The 19,188-nt window shown below is 74.3% G+C and carries 18 protein-coding genes; 7 read left to right on the top strand and 11 right to left on the bottom strand.

Annotation, left to right across the window (positions count from 1 at the left end; genetic code table 11):
• Window positions 1-36: 36 nt before the first annotated feature.
• A complete protein-coding gene (locus tag AC0QU1_RS09810) occupies window positions 37-681 on the top strand; it encodes an MSMEG_1061 family FMN-dependent PPOX-type flavoprotein (RefSeq protein ID WP_483576204.1) in 645 nt (214 codons plus the stop codon).
• A 129-nt stretch (window positions 682-810) separates the two neighbouring features.
• On the opposite strand, the gene AC0QU1_RS09805 is transcribed toward AC0QU1_RS09810, so the two are convergent.
• Entirely contained in the window at window positions 811-1,500 is a 690-nt protein-coding gene (locus AC0QU1_RS09805) for a GNAT family N-acetyltransferase (protein WP_483576203.1), read from the bottom strand.
• Window positions 1,501-2,002: 502 nt separating this feature from the next.
• On the opposite strand from AC0QU1_RS09805, the gene AC0QU1_RS09800 reads away from it, so the two are divergent.
• Complete coding sequence (locus AC0QU1_RS09800) at window positions 2,003-2,536, top strand: helix-turn-helix domain-containing protein (RefSeq protein WP_483576202.1); 534 nt, start codon at window positions 2,003-2,005, stop codon at window positions 2,534-2,536.
• A gap of 18 nt (window positions 2,537-2,554) precedes the next feature.
• On the opposite strand, the gene AC0QU1_RS09795 is transcribed toward AC0QU1_RS09800, so the two are convergent.
• The gene (locus AC0QU1_RS09795; RefSeq protein WP_483576201.1) at window positions 2,555-3,640 is read right to left on the bottom strand and encodes a carboxylate-amine ligase; all 1,086 of its coding nucleotides are present in this window, start codon (window positions 3,638-3,640) and stop codon (window positions 2,555-2,557) included.
• Window positions 3,637-5,523, bottom strand: coding sequence for a 1-deoxy-D-xylulose-5-phosphate synthase (gene dxs, locus AC0QU1_RS09790; protein ID WP_483576200.1), 1,887 nt, complete (start codon window positions 5,521-5,523; stop codon window positions 3,637-3,639). The genes AC0QU1_RS09795 and dxs overlap by 4 nt, the downstream gene beginning before the upstream one ends.
• Window positions 5,524-5,695: 172 nt before the next feature.
• Between dxs and AC0QU1_RS09785 the strand changes: the two genes are divergently transcribed.
• Window positions 5,696-7,147 (top strand): GuaB1 family IMP dehydrogenase-related protein, encoded by a 1,452-nt coding sequence (locus AC0QU1_RS09785; protein WP_483576199.1) that lies wholly within the window; start codon window positions 5,696-5,698, stop codon window positions 7,145-7,147.
• A gap of 10 nt (window positions 7,148-7,157) precedes the next feature.
• On the opposite strand, the gene AC0QU1_RS09780 is transcribed toward AC0QU1_RS09785, so the two are convergent.
• The 4 genes from AC0QU1_RS09780 to AC0QU1_RS09765 form a co-directional block, all read right to left on the bottom strand.
• Complete coding sequence (locus AC0QU1_RS09780) at window positions 7,158-9,194, bottom strand: HelD family protein (protein WP_483576198.1); 2,037 nt, start codon at window positions 9,192-9,194, stop codon at window positions 7,158-7,160.
• 60 nt (window positions 9,195-9,254) lie between these two features.
• Window positions 9,255-9,797 (bottom strand): hypothetical protein, encoded by a 543-nt coding sequence (locus tag AC0QU1_RS09775; protein ID WP_483576197.1) that lies wholly within the window; start codon window positions 9,795-9,797, stop codon window positions 9,255-9,257.
• A 17-nt stretch (window positions 9,798-9,814) separates the two neighbouring features.
• Window positions 9,815-11,311, bottom strand: a complete 1,497-nt coding sequence (locus AC0QU1_RS09770) for an alkaline phosphatase (RefSeq protein WP_483576196.1) — start codon at window positions 11,309-11,311, stop codon at window positions 9,815-9,817.
• Between the two features lie 108 nt (window positions 11,312-11,419).
• Complete coding sequence (locus AC0QU1_RS09765) at window positions 11,420-11,854, bottom strand: DUF1801 domain-containing protein (protein WP_483576195.1); 435 nt, start codon at window positions 11,852-11,854, stop codon at window positions 11,420-11,422.
• A 216-nt stretch (window positions 11,855-12,070) separates the two neighbouring features.
• Between AC0QU1_RS09765 and AC0QU1_RS09760 the strand changes: the two genes are divergently transcribed.
• On the top strand, window positions 12,071-12,961 hold the full coding sequence (locus AC0QU1_RS09760; protein ID WP_483576194.1) for an aminoglycoside phosphotransferase family protein: 891 nt from the start codon (window positions 12,071-12,073) through the stop codon (window positions 12,959-12,961).
• Window positions 12,962-12,980: 19 nt separating this feature from the next.
• Here AC0QU1_RS09760 and AC0QU1_RS09755 read toward each other — a convergent pair whose 3' ends face one another.
• From AC0QU1_RS09755 to AC0QU1_RS09740, 4 genes are all read right to left on the bottom strand, one after another.
• Complete coding sequence (locus AC0QU1_RS09755) at window positions 12,981-13,913, bottom strand: threonine/serine dehydratase (RefSeq protein WP_483576193.1); 933 nt, start codon at window positions 13,911-13,913, stop codon at window positions 12,981-12,983.
• A gap of 25 nt (window positions 13,914-13,938) precedes the next feature.
• The gene (locus tag AC0QU1_RS09750) at window positions 13,939-14,625 is read right to left on the bottom strand and encodes an NUDIX hydrolase (RefSeq protein ID WP_483576192.1); all 687 of its coding nucleotides are present in this window, start codon (window positions 14,623-14,625) and stop codon (window positions 13,939-13,941) included.
• A gap of 62 nt (window positions 14,626-14,687) precedes the next feature.
• On the bottom strand, window positions 14,688-15,470 hold the full coding sequence (locus AC0QU1_RS09745) for an alpha/beta fold hydrolase (protein ID WP_483576191.1): 783 nt from the start codon (window positions 15,468-15,470) through the stop codon (window positions 14,688-14,690).
• 31 nt (window positions 15,471-15,501) lie between these two features.
• A complete protein-coding gene (locus tag AC0QU1_RS09740) occupies window positions 15,502-16,134 on the bottom strand; it encodes a TetR/AcrR family transcriptional regulator (protein WP_483576190.1) in 633 nt (210 codons plus the stop codon).
• 69 nt (window positions 16,135-16,203) lie between these two features.
• Here AC0QU1_RS09740 and AC0QU1_RS09735 point away from each other — a divergent pair, with 69 nt between their 5' ends.
• The 3 genes from AC0QU1_RS09735 to AC0QU1_RS09725 all read left to right on the top strand — a co-directional run bounded on the left by AC0QU1_RS09735 (window position 16,204) and on the right by AC0QU1_RS09725 (window position 19,131).
• The gene (locus AC0QU1_RS09735) at window positions 16,204-17,058 is read left to right on the top strand and encodes an alpha/beta fold hydrolase (RefSeq protein ID WP_483576189.1); all 855 of its coding nucleotides are present in this window, start codon (window positions 16,204-16,206) and stop codon (window positions 17,056-17,058) included.
• 92 nt (window positions 17,059-17,150) lie between these two features.
• Window positions 17,151-17,768 carry a hypothetical protein gene (locus tag AC0QU1_RS09730; RefSeq protein ID WP_483576188.1) on the top strand — a complete coding sequence of 206 codons (618 nt, stop codon included), beginning with the start codon at window positions 17,151-17,153 and terminating at the stop codon, window positions 17,766-17,768.
• A 295-nt stretch (window positions 17,769-18,063) separates the two neighbouring features.
• Window positions 18,064-19,131 carry a multicopper oxidase domain-containing protein gene (locus AC0QU1_RS09725; RefSeq protein ID WP_483576187.1) on the top strand — a complete coding sequence of 356 codons (1,068 nt, stop codon included), beginning with the start codon at window positions 18,064-18,066 and terminating at the stop codon, window positions 19,129-19,131.
• Window positions 19,132-19,188 lie beyond the last annotated feature (57 nt).

Here is a 19,188-nt window from a genome sequence, read left to right as displayed (position 1 = left end):
CGTCCCCGCCGGCCGCGGCCGGGCTATGTTGAGGACATGAGCAACGAGGTGAGCAAGTTCGGCGGCACGCCGGTGACCACTGTCGAGGAGCTGCGCGAGATCATCCCGCCGCCCCTCGGCCCGGCCGCCGAGAAGACGCGCCCGGCCCTGCACCCCCTCGACCGGCAGTGGCTCCAGGCGTCATCCCTGTGCCTGGTCGCGACGTCGGACGCGGCGGGCAACGTGGACGTCTCCCCCAAGGGCGACCCGGCCGGCTCGCTGGTGCGGGTCCTGGACGACCACACCATCGCGATCCCGGAGCGCCCGGGCAACCGCCGCACCGACGGCTTCCTCAACGTGCTGGCCAACCCGCACGTGGGCCTCATCTTCGTGATCCCGGGCCGCGGCGACACCCTGCGGGTCAACGGTTCGGCGCGCCTGGTGCGCGACGCGCCGTACCTCGCGGAGCTCCAGGTGCGCCGCAACGTGCCGGTGCTCGCGCTGGAGGTGGACATCGAGGAGGTCTTCCACCACTGCTCCAAGGCGTTCCTGCGGTCCAAGACGTGGGACCCCGAGACGTGGGACGTGGAGTCGGTGCCGCGCCGCGCCGTCATCTCCAAGACCCTCGAACGCAAGGACTCGACCATCGAGGAGCTCGACGAGTACTACGGCCCGCAGTACGCCGAGAAGATCTACGGCTGACCGGCCAGGTCCGGCTGAGGCTACGGCCGTCGCCTGACCGGCCAGGTCCGGCTGACGCTACGGCCGTCGGCTGACCGGCCAGGTCCGGCTAAGGCTACGGCCGTCGGCTGACGCCATGGCCGGCGAACGCTACGGCCGGGCCGCGGACGGCGGGGCCTGGACCGGGTCCATCGCCAGCAGCGCTCGGACCGGGGCCACGCCGTCCAGCGTGACGTCGGGGCGGTGCGCGTCCGGCCGCGCCGCCCACGCCTCACGCGTCATGCGGTACCGGTTCTCGACGGCCTGCTCGCCCTGCCGCTCCCGCAGGACGACGCCGTTCGGTGCGTAGCCGAGCGCACGCGTCACCCCGTTCGACTCCGGGTTGTCGTCGAACGCCTCGGTCGTCGCGTCGGCGGCGCCGAACCCCTCGAACAGCAGGTGCAGGGCCATCAGGCGCATCCGCTTGCCGATCCCCTGGCCGTGGTGCGCCAGGGCGAGCCAGGAGCCGGTGCTCGCCGAACGCGTCACGGGGAAGTCCCTGGCGCCCACGCTCTGCACCCCGACCGGCTCACCGTCACGGAACACCGCGAGTTCCAGGGCCCAGTCCTTCGGCGACACCTTGCCGCGCGCCGTCCAGTGGTACTGCAGCACACCGCGCCGCACCTCGTCCGGCTCGCCGATGTTCCACGGCACCAGGAACGGCCGCCGCTCGGGCGGGTGGATGCCGGCCACGGCCAGGTCGGCCAGACGGACCAGCTCGGCATCGTCGGGCAGGCGCAGCTCGAGCTCGCCGCAGGTGACCCGAAGGCCGAACGGTGCGAAGGACCTGGCAAGTTCCATCGTCCGACCGTTCCAGGTCCCGCCTGGACCGAGCAAACTGAATTCGCCGGTGCCTCTCCGAAGCCACCGGCGTCCTCCGTCCGATGGTCAGCAGTCCAACCCGAACGAACGATGACCCGCGCTCGGACGATCGGTGATCCAGGTCCGTACCCTACGACGGCCACGCCCGAACCCGGGGTGCTACCCGGTGAAGCCAGCCCAGACCGGTGACAGAGAACTTCGCCGGATGATTCGCCGGATGATGGGTGCCGGGTGGGATGAACTGCGTTCATCTGGGCCCCGGCAAGTACGGCTGGGCTGAACGGTCTGGTAGAGGCGAACTCTACGTGCCTGAGGCGAACCTAATTCGGCCCACCTGGCACCCCGCCCGCGACGATCGTTACCCGCCGCTGGTCCAACCACTGGACTGGCAGACCCGCGCCGTGCGCGGTCAGCCACGAGTCCACGTTCCAGGCCTGTGGACAGATGCCGGCAGCACCGGACGAGGCGGCAGGCTGATCTCATGACATCCGACAGCCAGTCGCGGACACCGCACCCGTACTTCGACAAGCCCCTCGACCCCGACATCGCCCTCATGCTCGGGATCGGGCCCGGCACGGACGCCGACACCGATGCCGACACCCACACCCACACCGGCACCGGCACCGGCACCGGCACCGGCACCGATCTTGACACCGGCGTTGATCCCGACACCGGCCTTGATCCCGACACCGGCCTTGATCCCGACATCGACGACGAGTTGCCCGCTCCCTCTCCCGTCCGGCCTCGGCCGGCGCCGACCCTGAACCGCGACGGCCTCGCCCTCGTGTGCGCTGCGGCCATCCGGTTCGAGGCGGCGCGGCGCGGGCTCAGCCAGATCCAGATCGCAGCCGAGGTCGGGCTCTCGCGCGCGGCGGTCTCGGAGCGTTTCCGCGGCAGGACGGCCTGGACGCTGGACCAGGTCGGTGTGATCGCCCAGCTCTTCGGCTGCGATCCCGCCGTGCTGGTGAACCAGCCGCGCCAACCACGACGTGACGTTCCCGGATGGCTCTGGTGAGCGCCACCTCGCTGTCACTCACTCCAGCGTCGCGTCCGCCGCCCGGAGGGCCACCGCGCCGAGGTCGCCGTCCGCCTCGACAGCCCAGGCGCGCTGGCGTGCCGCGCCGCCGCCGCTCGCCCAGAGCCCGCCGAGCAGGTCGGTCACGGCGTCGAGGTCGCCGGCGTCGAGCAGGGCCTCGCGCACGTGGTCCACCAGGGCGCCGACGACGTCGTGCACCGGGGCCGGCCGCCAGGTCCGCGGGTCCACGAGGTCGCCGGAGATGCCCGACCGCCCGGCCCGCCACAGCGCGGTGCGCAGGATCTCGACCGGCACGTCGGGCGGCGGGGAGTCCGCGGCCCGCGCGGCCGTCTCCACCAGGGCACGGGCTAGCGCGGCCAGGAGCGTCGCCGTGTCCGCGGACAGGCACACGTCGGCCACCCGGATCTCCACGGTCGGGTACCGCGCCGACAGCCGCGCGTCGAAGTAGACCATGCCCGCGTCCAGGATGGTGCCGGTCGCGATGAGGCCGTCGACCGCCGCGTGGTACGCCTCCGGCGTGCCGAAGCGGCGCGTCGGGCCCGCCGTGTGCCAGCGGGACCAGACCTGCGAGCGGAAGCTGGCGTAGGCGGAGTCGGTACCCATCCAGTACGGCGAGTTCGCCGACAGCGCCAGCAGCGGCGCGAGCCACGGCCCGATCCGGTCGAGCACCGCGACACCCTCGGCGTCGTCGGCGACCCCGACGTGCACATGGCAGCCGCTCGTGAGCTGCTCGCGCGCCGTCAGGCCGAACTCCGCGCGCGCCAGCAGGTACCGGAGCTTGCCCACCGTGGTGCCGGCCAGCGCCAGCGGCGAGGTGCCCAGCGCGGCGATGCGCGCGTCGTGCCGGTCGGCGGCCGCCTGGGCGCCGGCCCGGCCCTCCCGGATCGCCGTCGCGATCTCCTCGAGCGTCACGCGCGGCGGCGTGGCCGTCTCGATCTGCTCCTCCATGAGCTCGTACTCCAGCGGGCCGTCGGCGGGCTCGGCGCTGCCGAGCACGTCCTGGGCCCGCGCGATGGGCGCGCCGTCGGGGCCGACGAGCATCAGCTCCTCCTCGACCCCTACGGTGCGCGCCCCCTTGGTCACAGCAGCGCCAGCGCCGCCAGCGCGTCCCTGGTCGCGTCCGCCGCGGTCATGCGCTGTGCCCGGACGATGTGGTCGCGGCTCGCGTGGTCGAGGAACGCCACCGGCAGGCCCAGATGCACCTGCGGTGTGTTGATGCCCTGCTCCCCCGCGCGCTGCGCGAGCATGTCGCCCACGCCGCCGTCGACCACGCCGTCCTCCAGCGTGACCACCAGGTCGTGCTCGCCGCACAGCTTGACCAGGTTCTCCGGGACCGGCAGCACCCAGGTCGGGGACGCGACGGTGGCCTCGACGCCGTGCGCCGCGAGCGCGGTGCCGGTCTCCATGGCGCACGCGGCCATCGAGCCGACGCCGACCACGAGCACCCGCCGGGTCGCCTCCCGCCCGGCCGGCGGGGAGAACCGCCCCACCACGTCGACGCCGTCGAGCTCCTCGACGGCCGGGATGTCCTCGCCGACGGCGCCCTTGGGGTACCGGACCACGGTGGGTGCGTCGTCGACGTCGACGGCGGCGCGCAGGGCGCCGCGCAGCGTCGTCTCGTCGCGGGGCGCGGCCAGCCGCAGGCCGGGCACGATCCGCAGCATCGCCATGTCCCACATGCCGTTGTGGCTGGCGCCGTCGTCGCCGGTGATGCCTGCGCGGTCCAGGACGAAGGTGACGCCCGCCTTGTGCAGCGCGACGTCCATCAGCACCTGGTCGAACGCGCGGTTCAGGAACGTCGCGTAGACCGCGACCACGGGGTGCAGGCCCGCGAACGCCATGCCGGCGGCCGACGTCGCCGCGTGCTGCTCGGCGATGCCGACGTCGAAGGTCCGGTCGGGGAACTGCTCCTGGAAGGGCGCGAGCCCCACGGGGTGCAGCATGGCCGCGGTGATCGCCACGACGTCGGGCCGCCGGCGGCCGATCTTCACGATCTCGTCGGCGAACACCTTGGTCCAGCCGAACCGGCTCGGCGCGACGGGCAGCCCGGTCTCGGGGTGGATCACGCCGACGGCGTGGAACCGGTCCGCGATGTCCTCCTCCGCGGGCTTGTAGCCGCGGCCCTTCTCGGTGATCGCGTGCACGATGACGGGGCGGCCGTACGCCTTGGCGCGGCCGAGCGCGCGTTCGAGCGCCTCGGTGTCGTGGCCGTCGACGGGCCCGATGTACTTGATGCCCAGGTCCTCGAACATGCCCTGCGGGGCCACGACGTCCTTGAGGCCCTTCTTCAGGCCGTGCAGCCAGCGCCACGCGAAGCGTCCAGGCGCCCCGGAGCGGTGCAGGGTGCGCGTGCCCCAGCTCAGGAAGGCCTCGTAGCCGCGGGTGGTGCGCAGCGTGTCGAGGTGGTTCGCGAGCCCGCCGATGGTCGGCGAGTAGGACCGGCCGTTGTCGTTGACGACGATGACGAGCTTGCGGTCCCGGCTCTCCGCGATGTTGTTCAGGGCCTCCCAGGCCATGCCGCCGGTGAGCGCGCCGTCGCCGATCACGGCGACGACGTGGTCGTCCTTGCCGCGCACCTGGTTGGCCTTGGCGATGCCGTCCGCCCAGGACAGGGCGGTCGAGGCGTGGGAGTTCTCGACGACGTCGTGCTCCGACTCGGCGCGGCTCGGGTAGCCCGAGATGCCGCCGCGCTTGCGCAGGTCGGAGAAGTCGTGGCGGCCCGTGAGCAGCTTGTGCACGTAGGACTGGTGGCCGGTGTCGAACACGAGGGTGTCGCGCGGCGAGTCGAAGACCCGGTGCAGCGCGATCGTCAGCTCCACGACGCCGAGGTTCGGGCCCAGGTGCCCGCCGGTGCGCGAGACGCTCTCCACCAGGAACCTGCGGATCTCCTCGGCGAGCTCCGGCATCTGGCCGGGCGTCATCGCCCGGACGTCCTCGGGCGAACGGATGTCGCTCAGCAGCCCCATGCGCGTCCTTTCGTCGTGCCCCCCACGTGGGGAATCGGGGCCCCACTCTAAAGGGCACCGGACTCTCCACTGTGCCACGTCGGCCCGCCTCCCACGCCTGTCTCCGATACCTCCACAACGATGTGGCCAGGTTCATAGGCACGGCGAGAAGAACTCTTTACTCTTGATAAACGTGCGATTCCTTCCCGGGCAGACCCCCGCCACCGACCTCACCTACGGCGACGTGTTCCTCGTCCCGTCCCGCTCGGACGTCACGTCGCGGTTCGACGTCGACCTCGCGTCCGACGACGGCACCGGCACCACGATCCCGGTGGTCGTGGCCAACATGACCGCCGTGGCGGGCCGCCGCATGGCGGAGACCGTCGCCCGGCGCGGCGGCCTCGCGATCCTCCCGCAGGACGTGCCCGCCGACGTCGTGGCCGGCGTGGTCGCCGACGTCAAGGCCAAGGACCCCGTGATCGAGACCCCGGTGGTCGTGTCCCCGCAGGACACCGTGCACAGCGTGCTCAACCTGCTCGGCAAGCGCGCGCACGGCGCCGCCGTCGTCGTGGAGGACGACCGGCCCGTGGGCGTGGTGACCGAGTCGGACTGCGCCGACGTCGACCGGTTCACGCGGGTCTCCGAGGTGATGTCCGCCGAGCCCCTGCTCCTGGAGGCCGCGCTGCTGGACGGCCCCGGCGGGCTGGAGGCGGCGTTCGACGTGCTGCACTCCGCCCGTCTCGACCTCGCGCCCGTGGTCCGCGACGGGCGCCTGGCCGGCGTGCTGACCCGCAAGGGCGCGCTGCGCTCCTCGATCTACAGCCCGGCGCTCGACGCGTCCGGCAGCCTGCGGATCGGCGCCGCCGTCGGCATCAACGGCGACGTCGCCGCCAAGGCGAAGGACCTGCTCGCCGCCGGGGTGGACGTGCTAGTGGTCGACACCGCGCACGGCCACCAGACCCGGATGCTCGCGGCGCTGGACGCCGTGCGGTCGGTCGACCCGACGGTGCCGGTGGTCGCGGGCAACGTCGTCACCGCGGACGGCGTGCGCGACCTGGTGGCCGCCGGCGCCGACATCCTCAAGGTCGGCGTGGGCCCCGGCGCGATGTGCACCACGCGCATGCAGACCGGCGTGGGGCGCCCGCAGTTCTCCGCGGTCCTGGAGTGCGCGGCCGCTGCCCGCGAGCTCGGCAAGCACGTCTGGGCCGACGGCGGCGTGCGGCACCCTCGCGACGTCGCCCTCGCGCTGGCCGCGGGCGCGTCGCAGGTGATGGTGGGCTCCTGGTTCGCCGGCACCTACGAGTCGCCCGGCGACCTGAAGTCGGACGGCACCGGGCGGCTCTACAAGGACTCGTTCGGCATGGCGTCGGCGCGCGCCGTCGCGGCCCGCACGGCCGGGGCCGGCACGGCATTCGAGCGGGCCCGCAAGGCCCTGTACGAGGAGGGCATCTCGACCGGCAAGATGTACCTCGACCCGGCCCGGCCGGGCGTCGAGGACCTGCTCGACGAGATCACCTCCGGCCTGCGGTCCTCGTGCACCTACGCGGGCGCCCGGTCGCTCGCGGAGTTCGCCGAGCGTGCCGTGGTGGGCATCCAGTCGGCCGCCGGCTACCAGGAGGGCATGCCGGTCGAGACGAGCTGGTGAGCCGGCCGGCTCAGCCGACGACCACGAGGCTCCGCGTGGGGCGGGTCAGCGCCACGTAGAGGTCGCGCTCGCCGCCCGGCCGGGCGGTCCGGATGCCCTCGGGGTCGGCGACCACCACGGCGTCGAACTCCAGGCCGCGCACCTGGGAGACGGGTACCACCCGGGCCACCCCGTCCAGGGCGGCCTCCAGGCCGGGCACGGCCGCGTCCGCCGCGACGACGGCGACCAGCGCGTCCGGGTCCGCCTCGGCCTCGGCCCGCGCCTCGGCCGCGACGGCGGCGGCCAGGTCGCCGTCGGCCGCGACGTGCCGGGGCTCCGCGCCGTGCCTCACCGCGCGGCTCGGTGCCTGGCCCGGGGCGATCCGGGCGAGCAGCGGCGCGGCCGCCGCAAGGACCTCGGCCGTGGTGCGGTAGCACACGGTCAGGGTGCGCACGTCCGCACGCCTGGCGAGGTCGCTGCCCAGCGCGTCGGCCCAGGACGCGGCGCCCGTGGCCGGCCCGGCCTGGGCCAGGTCGCCGACCACGGTCATCGACCGGCCGGGGCAGCGCCGCAGCACCGAGCGCCACTGCATGGGCGTCAGCTCCTGCGCCTCGTCGACCACCACGTGCCCGTAGGTCTTCGGGGGCGGACCGTTCAGCAGGTGCTCGGCCTCGTCGAGCAGCGGGAGGTGCGCGGCCGTCCAGGTCTCCGCGTCGTCGAGCGCGAGCTCCGGGTGGTCCTCCAGCACGGCCAGCACCACGTCGTCCGGCACCAGGCGGGGCCATGCGGCCTCGACGGCCCGCTCCAGCGCGAGGTCCTCGGCCAGCTCGGCCCGCAGCGCGCCCGGGTCCAGCTCCGCGACGGCGGCCGCGTGGCCGAAGGCGCCGCCCTCGTCCGGGGCGAAGCCCAGCCGCGCCAGGTCCCCTGCCGCGGCCTTGTCGAGGTTCACGCCGCCGGTGAGCACCTCCATGTCCTCGTCCAGCTTCGCGAGCAGCACCCGCGCCCTGGCCTGCACGTCGTCGGCCACGAAGTCCACGACGAGGTCCTTGAACACGGCCCTGGCCTGGTTGTGCGGCAGGCCCGTGCTCGCGGCGGTCTCGCGCGCCTCGGCGAGGTCGTGCTCGTCCAGGGTCGCCGGGTCGCCGTCGACCAGGACCGTCAGGGTGCCCGACGGCGCCTGGTGCTGCCGCACGGCCTCGGCCAGCTCGTCGGCGAGCCGGACGTCGCCGGCGGCGCGGCGCAGCTCGTGGCCCGCCGCTGGCACCCCGTCCAGGCCGAAGGCGTCGGCGACCAGGCGGTCGGCGGTGCTCATCGCCACGTCGTTCTCGCCGAGCGACGGCAGCACCTCGGCGATGTAGTCGAGGAACCGCGAGTTCGGGCCGAGCACGAGGACGCCGTCGGCCCGCGCCTCCTCGAAGCCCGCCAGGACGTACGCGGCGCGGTGCAGGGCGACCACCGTCTTGCCCGTGCCCGGGCCGCCCTCCACGACGGTGACGCCGCGGTGCGCCGACCGGATGATCGCGTCCTGCTCGGCCTGCAGCGTCGAGACCACATCGCGCATGCGGCCCGTGCGCCGCGCGCTGATCGCCTCCATGAGCGGCCCGTCCCCGACGACGTCGCCCGGCCTGGGCTCGGTGCCGTCCAGGATCTCGTCGCTCACGCGGGCCACCCTGCGCCCGTCCAGCCGCAGGTGGCGGCGCCGGCGCAGGCCCATCGGGTGGGCGGCCGTGGCGGCGTAGAAGGGGCGGGCGGCGTCGGCGCGCCAGTCCACGAGGAGCTGGTCGTCGCCGTCGCTCAGCCCGGTGCGGCCGATGTGCAGCGAGCCGCCGTCGGCGGCGTCGATCCGGCCGAAGCACAGGTGCTGCTCGGCGGCGCCGAGCGTGCGCACCCGGCGGTTGAGCATGGCGACGCGCACCTCGCGCGTGTACGCCTCCTCGGGGTCCGTGGCGGAGGCGCGGACGGCGGCGTCGAGGTCGGCGCGGACGCGCGCCACCTCGCTGTCGAGGCGGGCGTACAGGGCGTCGACGTGCTCCTGCTCGGCGAACTGCTCGGTCTGGCGTTGCTGCACCGGGTCTCCTTGTCGTGGGGGCCTGGTGTCAACGCGACGAGGTGCCTGAACGTTCCCGGACTACTCGTTGACGAGGACCGGCACGCCCACGGCCGCTGCCGCCACCGCGCCGTCCAGGCCGTCGGGAGCCTCGACCTCGAACTCCTCCGCCTGGGCCGGCGGCCCCTCGTGGCTGTGGTCCTCCTCGGCGGCGTGGTGCGTGAACCGGCCGGTGCCCAGGAGGTTGCCGTCGGCGTCGTAGAAGCCGGCGAGCACCTGCAGCTCGATCAGGGCGCTCACGTCGCTGGTGACCGTCACGGTGCCGGTCACGGTGCCGTCGTCGGCGAGGCGCAGGCCGTCGAGCTCGAGGCGGTCGTCGAACGGTCCATCGACGACGGCGACGGTGCCCGGCTCCGGGTGCGCCGCGGCAAGTCCCGGGAGCTCGGGCTCACCGGTGGGGGCGGTCAGACCGGGCAGCTCGGTACGGGCCGCCGACGCCGGGTCGGGCACCGGGTCCGCCTCGGTGCCCGGCCCGGAGCCGCGGACCAGCAGGGTGACGCCCGCGCCGACGGCGCCCGCGACCAGCAGGGCGACGACGGACAGCACGACGGCGCGGACGCTCACGATGATCTGCCCCCGGCTCAGCGGATCACGCGCAGGGCGTGGCCGACGACGTCGAACAGGTCGGTGTTGTCCACGGTCCCGGCGAGCTCGCGTGAGCCGGAGCCGTACGCGTAGATCGGCACCGCGGCACCCGTGTGGTTGCCCGACAGGTAGGTGAGCCAGAGGCTGGCCTCCGGGGAGCCGTCCTGGACGCCCGCCGGGTCGTCCGGCGTGCGGAACGTGGCCGGCGCGAAGTTGCCGGCGTCCGCGGAGCCCGAGCCGTTGACCGGGCCGGTGGACCGGGTGCCGTCCAGAGCGCCGGAGGAGGCGCGGCTGGGCGTCGAGTTGTTGGCGGTGTTGCCGCCGTCGACGTTGCCGGGCGGGGTGACGGCCTCCGCGTTGGTGTAGCTGCCCTTGCCGATGATGTTGAAGCCCGCGCACTCGTGGTCGGCGGTGACGATGACCGTGGTGTTGCCGTCGCGCTTGGCGAAGTTCAGGGCGACGCGGACGGCCTCGTCGAACGCCTTCATCTCCTCGAGCGTCTGCGCGGCGTCGTTGGCGTGCGAGCGCTTGTCGATCAGCGCGCCTTCCACCTGCAGGTAGAAGCCCTTCCGGCCGCCCTTGAGCAGGTCGATGGCCTTGCGGGTCATCTCGGCGACCGACGGCTCGGCCGCCTGCACCGCCTGCGGGTTCTCCCGCTTGAACTTCTCGATGGTCAGGTTGCCGCGGTTGAACAGGCCGAAGACCTTGCGCCCGTCGGCGCCGGCCAGGTCGTCGCGCGTGGCGACCGTCTGGTCGGCGAGCGAGCCGAGCACGTCGTAGCCCTGTGCCTCCAGCGCCGCCTGGTCGGCGGCGTCGAACCGGGCCAGGCCGCCGCCGAGCACGACGTCGGCGGTGCCGTTGCGGGCGATCTGGTCGGCGATCGGCGTGACGCGCACGTCGGTCGTCGGCAGCGCCTCGCCGGTGACCGCGAGGTCCTGGCAGGCCGCGGCGGAGTAGCTGGGGCCCTGGCAGCCGCGGGCGAGCGCGTGGCTCATCTGGCCCGCGGGCGTCGCGTCGGTGATCTCGGCGGTCGAGACGTTGCCGGTGCGGTAGCCGGCGTCCTTGGCCAGCTCCATGAGCGTGGGCACCACCTCGCCCTTGCCGTCGACGCCGAGGGCCGCGTTGTACGACTTGACACCGGACGACCACGCGGTGGCCGACGACGCCGAGTCGGTGACGTACTCCGGCACGAAGTCGGCCTCGCCGGGCTGGCCCGAGTTCTTCTGGACGGCGTAGGTGGTGACCTGGCCGACGACGGGCAGCGTCTCCATGACCAGCCGGCCCGCGGCGCCGTAGTAGCGCTGCCGGGCGGCGTCCACGTGGGTGCGGCCCATGCCGTCGCCTACCAGGTAGATGACGTTCCTGGCGCGGCCGTGGCCCGGCTGCGCGATGGCGGTGGCGGTGGTGACGGCCGAGCCCGCCACGACGGCCAGGGCGACGGCGGCGGCTGCCATGACACGGCGGCTGACGCCGCGGCGCGTGCTGGTGCGCATGTGCTCCTCTTCCCGTACCGGGCGCCGGAGTGGCGTCCGCGCGGGAGGCTAGCGCCGGGCGCGGGCGCCACGATGGCGCCCAGGTGAACAGGGGGTGAGCGCGGCCGGTCAGGACCCGGACTCGCGCGCCCGCTGCCCGAAGGTCCCCGAGGTAACCGTCGCCCACGACCGGCGCACGATCTCCTCCAGCACCGCGAGGTCGACCTTCTCCAGGTCCTTCAGGTAAAGACAGCCGACGCCGGTGGTGTGCGCGCCGAGCCGCTCCAGCAGCTCGGCGTGCGCGCCCACGCCGTCCGGCAGGTAGACCGTGCTGGCCGCCTTGCGCGGCGAGAACCCCGCGGCGGCGGCGTCCCCGGAGCGGCCGCTCGGGTACTCGTAGTGGTACTCGCCGAAGCCGACGATCGACGTGCCGAACATGCGCGGCGCCTCGCCCGTGACCCGCTCCATGAGGTCGCGCAGGGTCTGCGCGTCCCGGCGCCGGACGGCGGGGGTGACGGCGTCGAGGTAGGCGGCGGGATCCTCGTCGGTCCAGGTGGTCGTCATGCGGCCAGTATCCCGCTCCCACTGGTTCGGCACCCCGCCGCTCGGATCGGCAGTTGGCACCGAGATCGGTCCGGGCCTGTGCCGATCTCGGTGCCAACTGCCGACGTCGGTGACAAACTGCCGAACCCGGTGCAGCAGACTGCCGACCCCGCGCCACGCGCCGCCGACCTGGGTAGGGTGAACGCCCCCTCACCCCCTCGCGAGCAAGGAGCCCCTGTGGTCGCCGCCGACCTCGACGTGACCGTCGACCTGGCCCGGTCCCTCCTGACGGAGCAGCACCCCGACCTCGCCGACCGTCCGCTGGAGCTGGTGGCGAACGGCTGGGACAACGTCATGGTCCGGCTCGGCGACGATCTCGCCCTGCGCCTGCCCCGGCGCGAGCTCGGGGCCCAGCTCATGCGCAACGAGCACCGCGTGCTGCCCCTGCTCGCCCCGCGGCTGCCCGTCGCGGTCCCGGACCCGGTCCGCACCGGCGCGCCCAGCGCGGCGCTCGGCTACCCGTGGCCGTGGGGCGTGGTGCGCTGGGCCGACGGCGTGCCCGCCGCCACCGTCCCCGCCGCCGAGCGCACGCCCTGGGCCGAGCACCTGGCGCGGGTCTTCGTGGCGCTGCACCGGCCGGCCCCCGACGACGCGCCCGCGAACGAGTTCCGCGGAGTGCCGTTCCAGGCCCGGTCCGGGACCTTCGACGAGCGCCTAGCCGTGCTCCCGGAGCGCCTCCACGAGCCGGCCCGCGCCATCTGGGCCGACGCCCTGGCCGCCCCTGCCTACGACGGCGTGCCCGTGTGGCTGCACGGCGACCCGCACCCCGCCAACCTCGTGGCCGACGGCCCACGCCTCGCCGCCGTCATCGACTTCGGCGACGTGACCAGCGGCGACCCGGCGTCCGACCTGGGCATGATGTGGCTGACCTTCGACGCGGAGGGCCGCAGGAGGTTCCGGGCCGTGGTGGACGCGCAGGCCCGCGGCGGGCTCGGCTGGGACCCCGGGATGTGGCGCAGGGCCAAGGGCTGGGGCCTGCTGTTCGCCACCATCTGCTTCGCCTACCCGGACACCCACCCGATCATGGTCGGCGTCGGGGAGCACGCGCTGCGGCAGCTCTTCGAGTGAGCCACCCGAGCCCCGGCCGTCAGAACCGCACCGCCGACGTGTTCGCCCCGCACACCAGCACCGCCACCCGCTCCCCCGGCTCGGGCACGTAGGCCCCCGACAGCAGCGCCGCGAGCGCCGTCGCGCCGCCGGGCTCCGCCACCACGCGGGCCGCCTCCCAGAGCAGCGCCTGGGCCGACGCGATCGCGTCGTCGGTGACCAGCACCGACCGTGCGACGTACTGCTGGGCCAGCGGGAACATGAGCCGCCCTACCTGCTTGGGGGCGAGCGAGTCGGCGGCGATCCCCTCGGTGGGCGCGTCGACCGGCTCGCCGGCGGCGAGCGCCCGGTGCAGGGTCGGCGCCCCCTCGGGCTCGACGGCCACGATGCGCACGGAGCCGCGGAACCAGGCGGCGATGCCGCCGATCAGCCCGCCGCCGCCCACGGCGACCACCAGCGTGTCGAGGTCGGGCAGGTCCTGGCCGATCTCCAGGCCGAGCGTGCCCTGCCCGGTCAGTGTCGCCGGCTGGTCGTAGGCGTGCACCGTCAGGGCGCCCGTGCCCGCGACGAACTCCTCGCTCGCGGCCAGCGCGTCGGCGTACCGGTCGCCGCCCACCACGAGCTTGGCGCCGTAGGAGCGGACGCGCTCGGCCTTGGCGGGCGAGGTCACGCTGGGCACGAAGACCGTCGCGGGGATCCCGAGCCGGGCCGCCGCGTAGGCGACGGCCGCCCCGTGGTTGCCGCCCGAGGCGGCGACCACGCCGACGTCGGGCACGTCGCGGGTCAGCAGGCTGGTGAACGCGCCGCGGGCCTTGAACGAGCCGGTGTGCTGCAGGCACTCCAGCTTGAGCGCCACGGGGTGCGCCGGGCGGCCGAAGTCCGCCAGGTCGACCTCCAGCACGGGGGTGTGCCGCACGTGCGGCCGGATCAGGGTCTCTGCGGCGCGGATGGCGTCGCGGGTCACCTCGGTCATCGTCTGCTCCTCGGGTCGTCGAACGTCAGGAGATGCCCAGCTCGCGGGTCTTGTCCCAGGCCTCGGTCCAGCCGAGCTCGTCGAACATCGCGTCGAGGACGCCCGCGGTGAACCCCCACACGAGGTGCGTCAGGTCGCCGTCGGGCACGTGGAAACCGGGGCCGCGCCAGGTCTGGCCGCCGCGGCGCAGCACGGTGGTGAACCGGTTGGCGGGGTCCAGCAGGTCGGCGACGGGGGCGCGGAAGACGTGCGCGGACTCGGCGACGTCGACCACACGCACGGGCGTGGGGCGCGCCCACCAGCCGAGCACCGGCGTGACCACGTGGTTGCTGACCGGCATGGGCAGCTCGTCGAAGGCGCCGAGCACCTCGACGCCGGACGCGTCCAGGCCGGTCTCCTCGACGGCCTCGCGCAGGGCGGCGGCGACGGCGTCCTCGCCGTCCTCGGCGCGGCCGCCCGGGAAGGCGACCTGCCCGGCGTGGCTGCGCAGGGTCGCGGCGCGCGCCAGGAGCAGGACGTCGAGGTCGGCGGGCACCGCGAGGTCGTGGTCGGGGCGGTCGGCGGCGAGGTCGTCCAGCACCCCGAACAGCACGAGGACCGACGCCGGGCGCGCGCCGCCGGTGAAGTCGCCGCGCGCGTGCCGCCACGGCCCTTCGAAGCCCCGCTCGGCGAGGGCGAGGAGCTGCTTGCGTGCGGAGGCGGAGGAGCTCACCGCCCGACCTTAACCCCGCCCGCGCGGCCGCTTCGCCAGCGGCCCGTCCGCGGTCGGCCCGTTCACCAGAGGAACGACCGGATGGCCGCCGCCACCGCCGTCGGCCGGTCGCGGTGCACCGCGTGCCCGGCACCCACCACGACGCGCACCCGCACGCTCGGGTTGCGGATCATCAGCTCCACGCCGGTCCGGGGTCGGAACAGCGCGCCGTGGGCGGGGTCGGCGCCGAGCACGAGCGTCGGCACGACGAGCCGGGTGACGACCTCGGTGTGCCGCCAGGGCGAGTTGTCGCGCAGGGTGCGCGCCACCGCGGTGGCGTCAGCGGCCTTCGCGGCCGCCGCCACCGCCGCGGCGTCGCGCAGGTCCCAGGCCGCGTGCGCCACCTGCACCGTCCCGGCCGACGGCGGGTGCGTCGCCTCCTCGATCTCCAGGTCGGCCCCGGTGTCGAACCGGTCCTCCGGGATGTCGAGCGCCGGGTCGAGCAGCACGAGGCGGCGCGTGAAGCCGTGGTCGGCGTCGGCGGCCAGCGCGCCGAGCAGGCCGCCGAGGCTGTGCCCGACGACGAGGTCCCAGCCGGTGCCCAGCGCGAGCACGTCGGCGACGTGGTCGGCCAGCAGGTAGGAGCCGGCGCGCGGGCTGGTCCCGTGCCCGCGCAGGTCGGGCGCCACGACCTCGTAGCCGTCGTCGGCGAGGGTCTCGGCGAGCCGCCACCACGTGGCGCCGGCCGACACGATGCCGTGCAGCAGCAGCACCCGGCCGGGCCCGGCGCCCCAGCGGGTGGTGGCCAGCACGACGGCCGCAGGCGGTTCGGACCTGCTGTCGGGAACCTCGTGCGGAGTCGCCATGAACAGAGAGTAACGATGAGGTGTACACGACCTACCGCAGCGGCGCCGGGTCGGCGCCGCGCGCCACCAGCAGGGCCCGCACCGCCTCCCGGGCCCGCGCGTACACCCCGTCGTCGTCGAGCAGGAGCGAGCGGTCGTTCGCGGCGCTCAGCAGGGCGTTGATCTCGAAGGCCACCTGGGCGGCGTCGACGCCGGCGGCCAGCCCGCCGCCGTCCACCGCGAGCTGGACGTGGTGCGTCAGGTACGACTCCCAGGAGAGCTGCGCCGCGACGACGGCGTCGCGCACCGGGCCCGCGCGCATGTCGAACTCGACCTCGACGGTGCGGAAGAAGCACCCGCCCCGGAACACCCGCGCGCGCGAGTAGTCGAGCCAGGCCAGCACCAGCGCCCAGGCCCGTGCCAGGCCACGGTCCGTCGTGCGCGCCGGGAGGATCACGTGCTCGGTGTAGATCTCGGCCGCGCGCTCGACCGCGGCGAGCTGCAGCTTCTCCTTGGACCCGAACAGCCCGGCGATCGCGCTCTTGTTCACGGGGGCCGACGCCGCGAGCGCGCCGAAGGAGAGCGCGTCCAGCCCGCGCACGGACGCCTCCTGCACCGCGTGGTCCAGCACGGCGCGGCGCGTGCGGTCGCCGCGGACGCGCCGGCCGTCGGTCTCGAGAGCCATGGTGGAAAGTGTACGACCGTTCGGATACTATCCGTACGACCGTCCAGATTTCTTGCCTCAGGAGCCACCATGCCCCGGATCCACCCCGCCGTCCGCGCCACGTTCCGGATCACGGGACGCCTCGCTCCCCCGCTCGCGGTGGAGGCCGCCTACCGCCTGTTCCGCACGGTGGGCCCGCGCACCCCCGTGCGCGACGCCGACCGCGCCACCCACGAGCACGCCCGGCGCGGCGAGCTGCGGGTCGCGGGCGAGCGCGTGGTCACCTACGAGTGGGGCGACCCGGCGGGCACGCCGGTGCTCCTGGTGCACGGCTGGCAGTCGCGGGCGTCCCGGTTCGCCCGCCTCGCCGACGACCTGGCGCAGGCCGGCCACCGGGTCCTCTCCTACGACACCGTCGCGCACGGCGACTCCACCGGCCGGTACACGACGATCCTCGACCACCTCGCGATCACCCGCCGGATCCAGGACGACGCCGGCCCGCTCGCGGGCGTCGTCGGGCACTCGTTCGGCGCCCTCGCCGCCGGGATCGCCCTCGCCGAGGGCCTGTCCGCCGGCGCCTTCGCGGCGGTCGCCGCCATCCCGTCGTTCGACGCCGTCAACCAGGGCTTCTGCCGCGCGATCGATCTGCCACCCGCACTGGAGGCGCGGCACGCGCGGCTCGTGGCCGCGCGCATCTTCCCCGCCGAGCCCGACCCGGCCGGCCGGTTCGACCTCCTGCGCCACCCCGCCCCGGTCCCCGCCCTGTTCGTGCACGGCGACGGCGACCGCGAGGTCCCGCCCGCCGCGTCGCGCGCGCTGCACGCGGCGCACGCCGGCAGCCGGCTCCTCGAGCTGCCCGGCGGCCACAACCGCGTGCTGGACGACGCCGAGGTCCGCGCGGCCGTCGTCGGCCATATCGCGGCGCCCGTGGCGAAGCCCGCCTGACATCACCAGCCGGATACCCGAAACCTTTCCTGACCTGCGGCGACGTCGTAGCCTACTGCCCGGTTTGTACCGATTCGGGCGAGGGGAACACGATGGAGCACGCGAGCGACGGCGCCCTGGCGGCGACGGCAACGAGCGTCCTGGCCACCCTGTGGTTCGCCTGGACCGTGCGGCACACCGGACCCTGGTCCCGGCTCCTGCCCCGGGTGGGTGTCGTGCTCGGGATCGCCGCCGCCGCGCTCGGCGTCGTCGCGGCCGTGCGGGCCTGGCCCGACGGCACGGTGGTGACCGGCAACGTCGTGGCCGTCTACGCCGGGGCGCTGATCGTCCACGGCGCGGTGACCCGGATGTGCACCGGGCTCATCGCCAACAAGTACCGCAGGGCCGTCGCGGCGGCCAAGGACGCGGACAAGGCGGGCGTCACGACGGGCAAGGCCCAGCTCCACGTGATCCCGACCGTCGTCGCCGTCTCCACGGCGATCCAGGTGGCGGTCATCGCCAACACCCTCGCCGTGCCGGGCCTGTACCTCGGCGCGGCCGCCGGGCTCCTGGTCGCGCTGCTGGCCTGGCCGCTCGGCGGGGCGCTCCGCCTGGCCACCCACCCGCGCGGCCCGCGGCCGACGGCGGCGCTCGCCCACCCGCTGACCGGCCTGCTCACCGGGGCGGTCCTGCTCGCGTCGGCGGTCTGGCTGCTGCTCGCGCTCGCGTGACAGCAGGCCGACGCCAGGCCGCCGTCGCGCATCTTTGCCTGATCGCGCGGAAGAAACCTGTCGCTCTTTGTCCGACTTTTGCTTGACACTCGTCATAAGTCCTCCTATGTTCGGAAAGTCACCCGATGGTGCACGCCTTCCATGGAGGGAACGACGATGAGGTCCACCTTCGTGACACCGCTGTCACTCACGGCGTCGCCGCCGACGGCTGCACGCGCCTGAGCAGTCCCCTCCCGCAATCCCTGTCAACGAGGCCGGCCCGACCGCCTGCCCCGACGGTGTCGAACGGAGACTCATGCCCGAGAACAGCACTGACGCCAGCTCCCCGCTGAGCGGCGTGTCCCGCCGCTCGATCCTGACCGGCACGCTCGCCGGCCTCATGGCGCCGACGGCGGCGCTGGCGCTCGGCTCAGACACCGCGACCGCCGTGACGTCGTCGGTCAGGCCGCTCGCCACCACCCGGCACATCACCCTGTACGCGGAGGCGCTGCCCGGCGGCCTCTACGGCTACGGGCTCGCGCCCGGCAAGGCCACGATCCCCGGCCCGCTGCTGGAGATGTGGGAGGGCGACACGCTCCAGATCGAGCTGGTGAACAACACCGACAAGCGCCTGTCGATCCACCCGCACGGCGTCGACTACGCGACCGAGTCGGACGGCAGCCCCTTCAACGCCTCGTTCAACGAGCCCGGCGAGACCCGCACCTACACCTGGCGCAGCCACACGCAGCGCCAGCTCGACGACGGCCACTGGATCCCCGGCACGGCCGGCTACTGGCACTACCACGACCACGCGATGGACAGCGAGCACGGCACCGCCGGGCTGCGCAAGGGCCTCTACGGCGGGCTCGTCGTGCGGCGGGCGGGCGACCGCCTGCCGGACCGGCAGTTCACCGTGGTGTTCAACGACATGTCGGTCAACAACAAGTCGGCGCCCGACACCCCGATGTTCGAGGCGAACCTCGGCGAGACCGTCGAGTTCATCGCGATCGGGCACGGCGACCAGCTCCACACCTTCCACCTGCACGCCCACCGCTGGGCGAACAACCGGACCGGGTACCTCACCGGCCCGGACGACCCCAGCCAGGTGGTCGACACCCGCGACCTCAACCCGGGTGACTCGTTCGGGTTCCAGGTCAGGGCCGGCCAGTCGGTCGGCGCGGGCGCCTGGATGTACCACTGCCACGTCCAGCTCCACTCGGACGGCGGCATGGCCGGGATCTTCCTGGTCCGCAACGCCGACGGGTCCATGCCCGACGGCGCGCAGGAGGCCATCGACCGGTTCCACGGGCACGGCGGGCACACGACCAGCACCTCCGCCGAGTCCGAGGCGTCCGCCGAGGCGGGCGGCCACGCCGGCCACTGACCGCAAGCAGGACGTGCCCTGACACCTTGATCACGCGCGAAGGAGCAGTGATGGAAC

It is taken from the genome of Promicromonospora noduliphila (genome assembly GCF_056951025.1).
The sequence above is the reverse complement of the archived record's forward strand: the minus strand, read 5'-3'. Positions and strand labels throughout refer to the sequence as shown.